Below are 1,922 nucleotides of genomic sequence, written 5' to 3' on the forward strand. Positions count from 1 at the left end.
TCACTCAGCACATCCGCGACCACCCCCGGCCGCCCCGCCAGCGCCAGCAGAAAGTGCTCGTCGCCGATGCGCCGGTCGCCGTGCCCCACCGCCACCCGCAGCGTCCGCGTCAGTGTGTCCTTCGCGCCCGGGGTCAGCCGGTGCCGGCCCCTGCGCACGGGCGCGCGCCTCGCCAGCGCGCCCTCCCCGTGGGCATCCTCGACCCGGCCCACGATCGCGTCGACATCGATCCCGAGCCCGGCCAGCGCCTCCGTGTCCGCACGTGACATCCCGCCCCGCCGCCGCGCCTGCTCCAGGCCCCGCTCCACCGAGGCGCGCCGCTCGGCGACACCCAGAGATGCAAAGGCGAAGGAGGAACGGGTGCCCTCCTGGTCGAGGAGGGCCAACAGCAGGTGTTCCTCCGTCACGGCGGGATCCCCCGCACGTTCGGCTCGTACGACCGCGCCCTTGACCACGCCCCGGGCGCTCTCCGTGAAGCGTTCGAACATCACTGCCTCCCGTACTTCTTGTGGACCGCCTGCCTGCTGACACCCAGTTCGGCCGCGATCTCCTGCCACGACCAGCCCTTGTTGCGCGCACTGCGCACCTGCACGGCTTCGAGCTGTTCAAGCAGTCGCCGCAGTGCGGCCACCGCCCGCAGCCCGATCCGTGGATCGCTGTCGCTCGCCCGCTCGGCGAGATCCGTCGCGTCGCTCATAGGTGTCAATGTAGGTTGACAGAGGAGGTATGTCAATCAAAGTTGACGGGCGTGGCCCGTCAGGAGTTCGTCAGGACGATCTTCCCGAAGAGTTCACCGGAGACCATCCGCTCGAACCCCTCGCGCGCCCGGTCCAGCGGCAGCACCTCGTCGATGACGGGCCGCACCCCCGTGGCCGCGCAGAAGGCGAGGAGATCCTCCAGCTCGTCCTTCGAGCCCATCGTGGAGCCGACGACCTTGAGTTCCAGGAAGAAGATCCGGGTCAGCTCGGCGGACGGCGGGTTCGAGCCCGAGGTGGCACCCGAGATGACCAGGGTCCCGCCCGGCTTCAGGGACTTGACGGAGTGCGACCAGGTGGCGGCGCCGACCGTCTCGATCACCGCGTCCACCCGCTCCGGGAGCCGCGCACCGCTCTCGTACGCCTCGACCGCGCCCAGCTCGACGGCCCGCTTGCGCTTGGCCTCGTCGCGGCTGGTGGCGTACACCCGCAGGCCCGCCGCCCTGCCGAGGACGATCGCGGCGGTCGCGACACCGCCGCCCGCGCCCTGCACGAGGACCGAGTCCCCGGGGCGCACACCGGCGTTGGTGAAGAGCATGCGGTACGCGGTGAGCCAAGCGGTGGGCAGACAGGCGGCCTCCGCGAAGCTGAGCTCCTTCGGCTTGCGCAGGACGTTCCACTCGGGGACGGTGACCTGCTCGGCGAAGGTCCCCTGGTACTTCTCGGTGAGGATGGAGCGGCGCTCCTTCGTCCCGACCCCGTACCCCTTCTCACCGATGACGGAGTGCAGGACGACCTCGTTGCCGTCCTGGTCGATGCCGGCCGCGTCACAGCCGAGGATCATCGGGAGGGCCTCGGCGCCGAGGCCGACGCCCCGCAGCGACCAGAGGTCGTGGTGATTGAGGGAGGCGGCGCGGACGGTGACGGTCGTCCAGCCGGGGCGGTCGACGGGGGCGGGGCGCTCCCCCAACACGAGGCCGTCGAGCGGCTGGTCAGGGTCGATGCGTGCTGCGTAGGCGGCGAACATGGGGCCGACGATAAGGGCCCGCGGGGCGGCGGGGAACGTCTGCCCGGTGTGACCCGCGCCGCGTGCCGCGTGTGGCGAGGTCCCGGGCAAGCGACCTTCGGCCGCTTTTTGTCCTCAATCGCCGGACGGGCTGAATTTGCCTGGTGCCTGCTTGTACGTGACCGCACAGACAAGCTCAGCCAAATCAAGCCCCTCCGGCG

General features: G+C 70.9%; 3 protein-coding genes. All 3 read right to left on the reverse strand.

Annotated features, from left to right (window positions below):
* Window positions 1–488: Clp protease N-terminal domain-containing protein (locus J0695_RS38905; protein WP_206969578.1), on the reverse strand; the 488-nt coding region annotated here is incomplete at its 3' end.
* Entirely contained in the window at window positions 488–697 is a 210-nt protein-coding gene (locus J0695_RS38910; protein WP_206969581.1) for a helix-turn-helix domain-containing protein, read from the reverse strand. The genes J0695_RS38910 and J0695_RS38905, both read right to left, overlap by 1 nt.
* 59 nt (window positions 698–756) lie before the next feature.
* On the reverse strand, window positions 757–1,722 hold the full coding sequence (locus J0695_RS38915; protein WP_206969583.1) for a zinc-binding dehydrogenase: 966 nt from the start codon (window positions 1,720–1,722) through the stop codon (window positions 757–759).
* Window positions 1,723–1,922: the final 200 nt, after the last annotated feature.

This window comes from Streptomyces beijiangensis (assembly GCF_017315755.1).
Taxonomy (GTDB): domain Bacteria; phylum Actinomycetota; class Actinomycetes; order Streptomycetales; family Streptomycetaceae; genus Streptomyces; species Streptomyces beijiangensis.

What these genes read in the sequence shown, in the direction of transcription:
- J0695_RS38915 (WP_206969583.1), bottom strand. Translation starts at nt 1,722, where the DNA reads ATGTTCGCCGCCTACGCAGCACGCATCGACCCTGACCAGCCGCTCGAC.
- J0695_RS38910 (WP_206969581.1), bottom strand. Translation starts at nt 697, where the DNA reads ATGAGCGACGCGACGGATCTCGCCGAGCGGGCGAGCGACAGCGATCCA.